Below are 3,834 nucleotides of genomic sequence, written 5' to 3' on the forward strand. Positions count from 1 at the left end.
GGTTTTTCACCTATGCAAATGAGCTTTCCGGCTTATTGCATGGGCAGAGCTTTTCCTGTAGCTTTGCTATGTTTTCTTGCCAATCACAGCACGTACGACAGGAGAAGAGATGAGAATACGAACAGGCGTTGCGGCAGTCATGCTCTTGTCAGGCAGCGCAGGCGCGGTCGCGGCAGAGTTGGAAAAGAAGGAAAGCACCTCTGAGCAGGACAGCGGCCTTCATCAGCGCACATCAATCCAGCTTGAGGATGTGGTGGTGCGCGGCGAGGCGGTCAACAGCAATCTACAAAGCACCTCCGCTTCGGTGCTCAGCCAGGAGGATATTGCCAACCGGGTTTATGTCACGCCGCTGGACATGGTTGCGCAGGCTCCTGGGGTGAGCATCCAGCAGTACAAGCAAGGCGGCACAGCGGCAAACTTCACCATGCGCGGCTTCTCAGGCAACTCGCATGGACCGAACACCGCCATCTATGTGGACGGCATTCTGCTCAACGAGGGCGACGGTTACGCGGACACCAATGTTATCAATCCCAGCGAGGTGGAGCGGGCGGAAATCATCAAAGGGCCGTCCTCTGCGCTGTATGGCAACTACGCCTCAGCAGGCACGCTGGCCTACTACACCAAGAAGCGGGTTGACGGGCAGCAGGTGAAGCTGCATTACGGTGCGCACAACACCTACGAGACTAACTATGTCGGCGGCTTCTCCAACGAGCAGACAGACTACGTCTTCTCCTTGCAAAACTACCATACCGACGGCTATCAAGCGCACTCTGACTGGGACAAGCTGAACGGCGCGGCGCGGATCAGCCGCAAGCTGAACGAAGATCTGCGGGCAAGGATCAGCCTGCGGGCTTTCAATTCAGACTGGGACGCGCCTGGCTATCTGACCAAGGCCAAGTATGAGGCAGACCCTGAGCAGCCGGTGAGCGAGACCAATGGCGGCAGCAAAGACCGGCTGGAAGGCAGGCTGGACTTTGACTACAGTCTGAACAGCACGTCCAAGGCTTTGTTCTATGTCTGGAACTCAGACCAGAACTTCAAGCGTTGGTACGCCACTGATCCAGACGGACTGGAGCCGGACGCAGTTGTCGGCAACCTGCGTGATTTTGACCGTTCTGTTTATGGCTTGGGCGGCAGCTACAACTTCATCGGCGAGCTGCTTGGCCATGAGCTGCGCCTCACTGCCGGAACAGACTACATGGTTGAGGACGACAGCCGCAGACGCTGGCGGCTGCTGGCCGGAACAGGGCGCGAGAAAGGCGAGCAGTTCTGGAATTACAACATTGACATGCAGTCGCTGGGCTTCTTTGCCGAAGGCAGCAGCCAGATCACGCCTTTCCTGCGCCTGATCCTTGGAGCGCGCTTCGATTCGTTCAGCGGCGAGCTGACCGACTATCTCGACAGCGGCAATGTCTTTTCCATGGACACGCAGAACATCTTCTCGCCCAAGGCTGGCAGCGTGCTCACGCTGCTGGGCAACCGCCTTGAACTCTTTGCCAATTACAGCGAAGGCTTCGCGCTCATGCCCGGCTTCTCCGAAATGGCGGCCTTCAAGCAGGACAACTGGGATCCGCAGCAGCGGCGGCAGATTGAGGCAGGCCCGCGCATCAGGCCCAACGACTGGATGAACGCAGAGCTGGCCGCCTTCCATCTCACCACTTCCAAGGATTTTATTGAGACGGTCGCTGGTTCCGGCGAGTTTGACAACGCAGGCGAGACCACCCGCAGCGGCATTGAGCTGCGGCTTGATCTCTACGCCTTTGAGCACGGCTCCTTCCATGCCGATTACGGCTTCACCAATGCGGAGTATGACAGCTGGCAGACTGGCGATGTCTCTTATGCAGGCAAACAGCTGACCGGCGTGCCGGAGCGGACCTGCAATCTGGAGGCAGGCTACAGCCCTGGCAGCGGCTTAGGCGGACGGCTGCGCTGGCATTGGGAGGGAGAATACTATCTTGACAGCCTGAACACCAAAGAGGCTGAGGCCTGGGGGCGGCTGGACGCGCAGCTTTCCTACCGGTTCGGCAATAAAGAGAAGTATCTGTTCGCGCTGGACATCATCAACCTGCTGGACAAGGAGTATGCGGACTATGTCGGCATCAGCGGCACCGAGACCGTTTACTCGCCTGCCTTGCCGCTGTCAGCGTATCTGACCATGACTGTGGAATTTTAACGGCGCAGGCTGCGGAGCGCGACGCTCTTCAGCCGCTTCACCATAGAATCCTGTCAAAGGAGAAGTGCGATGCACAAACTTACTGCGGCGGTCTCTCTGACGCTGGCCGGGCTGCTTGCTGCTGCTGAGGCGCAGGCCCATTTCAACTGGATCAACTTAGGCAGCTATTCCATCAAGACCGGGCAGGCGGCGACGGTCAATGTCGCCTCCGGCCATGCCTATCCCTTAGGCGGCTTTTTGAAGGCTGAGGACTTGGAGAGCATCAGCCTGACTGATCCCGCAGGACAGAAGGCAGGACTGATCGCAGAGAATCAGATTGAGCTGAAATCGGCGGAGGTGCTGAACAGCGTCGGCACCTATCTGGTGGCAGCCAAGCGCAAGGTCGGCTTCTACAGCAAGACTGCCGAAGGCGGCAAGCGGCAGTCCAAAGAGGGGCTGAGCAACGTCATTCTCTGCTCAGAGTCCAACACCGGCATGAAGGCCCTGCTGACTGTGGGCGGCGAGCCAGGCCCGACTGTGCCGCCAGCAGAGTTCGGCCATCCGATGGAGATCATTCCCTTGGCCAATCCTGGCGCACTGAAGGCAGGCGATTACTTCCCGGTCAAGGTGCTGCTGAACGGCAAGCCGTACAAGGGGAGAATCTTTGCCACGCACATGGGCTTCTCCACAGATGACGATGTCTTCGCCTATGCCGCCAGCACCAATGACGAAGGAGAGGGCAGAATCCGCATTCTTCAGCCTGGTGTCTGGCTGCTCAAGGCGGAGCACAAAGAGCCGTATCCTGATCTGAAGGTCTGCGACGTGAAGTCCTACACCGCGACCCTGACTATGGAGGTCAAATGAGCCGGACAGGATATTATGCTCTCCTGTCTCTGGCCGCCGCCCTGCTTCTGCCCTCGCTTGGACAGGCGCACGGGACGCAGGGCAAGACCGGCGACAGCAGCGGCACAGTCTGCGCAGCTTTCTCGTATGATGACGGCAGCCCGATGAGCTTCAGCGAGGTGGAGGTCTTGTCTCCGGCAGAGCAGAAGCTGCCCTTTCAGACCGGCAGAGCTGACCGCAATGGATATTTCTGCTTCCGTCCTGACGCGTCAGGACGCTGGAAGCTCACGGCTAAGGATGAGGAAGGCCACCAAGTGCGCATGAGCACCTCGGTGAGCGTCGAAAACAGCAAAGACAGCTGAGGAGAATTCAGTCCAGCAGGATGAGCAGCCAGACCAAGGCAGCGTTGATCAGGGCGATGAAGACCGCTGCCGAGGCGAGGTCTTTGGCCCTGCCAGAAAGCGGATGCCGCTCCGGGCCAATGCGGTCGATAGCCGCTTCCACGGCACTGTTGATCAGTTCGGCAAGCAGCACCAGCAGCAGGCTGGCGAGCAGCATGGCCCGCTCCAGCCCGCTGCCGCCCAGCCAGAAGGCCAGCGGCGCAAGAATGCAGAAGGAGCAGATTTCCTGCCGGAAGGCGGTCTCCTGCCAAGCTGCGGCCAGTCCTTGCAGCGACCAGCCCAAGGCTTTGCGGAGATGCGAGGTGTTCTTTCGTTCAGACATGACAGCGGGACAAGGCGGTTGCGGGAAAGAGATGCGAACCGCCTCATTGTAAAGAGACTGCGGGCAAATGCCCAGCATTTTTTCAAAGAAAGGGCGACCGAAAGGCCGCCCTTCGC

General features: G+C 59.0%; 4 protein-coding genes. 3 read left to right on the plus strand and 1 reads right to left on the minus strand.

Going from position 1 to position 3,834, the window contains the following annotated elements; translation table 11 throughout:
- Positions 1–109: 109 nt before the first annotated feature.
- The 3 genes from ACNKID_RS05160 (at position 110) to ACNKID_RS05170 (ending at position 3,357) form a co-directional block, all read left to right on the plus strand.
- Positions 110–2,173: a TonB-dependent receptor gene (locus ACNKID_RS05160; protein WP_417912364.1), complete on the plus strand. Its 2,064-nt coding sequence runs from the start codon at positions 110–112 to the stop codon at positions 2,171–2,173.
- A 69-nt stretch (positions 2,174–2,242) separates the two neighbouring features.
- Positions 2,243–3,016, plus strand: coding sequence for a DUF4198 domain-containing protein (locus tag ACNKID_RS05165; RefSeq protein WP_417912365.1), 774 nt, complete (start codon positions 2,243–2,245; stop codon positions 3,014–3,016).
- Positions 3,013–3,357, plus strand: a complete 345-nt coding sequence (locus ACNKID_RS05170) for a hypothetical protein (protein ID WP_417912366.1) — start codon at positions 3,013–3,015, stop codon at positions 3,355–3,357. The genes ACNKID_RS05165 and ACNKID_RS05170 overlap by 4 nt, the downstream gene beginning before the upstream one ends.
- A 7-nt stretch (positions 3,358–3,364) precedes the next feature.
- Here the strand turns inward: ACNKID_RS05170 and ACNKID_RS05175 are convergent.
- Positions 3,365–3,834 (minus strand): diacylglycerol kinase (locus ACNKID_RS05175; RefSeq protein WP_417912367.1); only part of this gene is annotated, 470 nt, incomplete at its 5' end.

Source organism: Candidatus Electronema sp. TJ (genome assembly GCF_048287355.1).
GTDB lineage: Bacteria > Desulfobacterota > Desulfobulbia > Desulfobulbales > Desulfobulbaceae > Electronema.

Bases quoted from the DNA above. Each gene is read 5' to 3' on its own strand.
- ACNKID_RS05170 (WP_417912366.1), top strand. From the start codon at position 3,013: ATGAGCCGGACAGGATATTATGCTCTCCTGTCTCTGGCCGCCGCCCTG.
- ACNKID_RS05160 (WP_417912364.1), top strand. From the start codon at position 110: ATGAGAATACGAACAGGCGTTGCGGCAGTCATGCTCTTGTCAGGCAGC.
- ACNKID_RS05165 (WP_417912365.1), top strand. From the start codon at position 2,243: ATGCACAAACTTACTGCGGCGGTCTCTCTGACGCTGGCCGGGCTGCTT.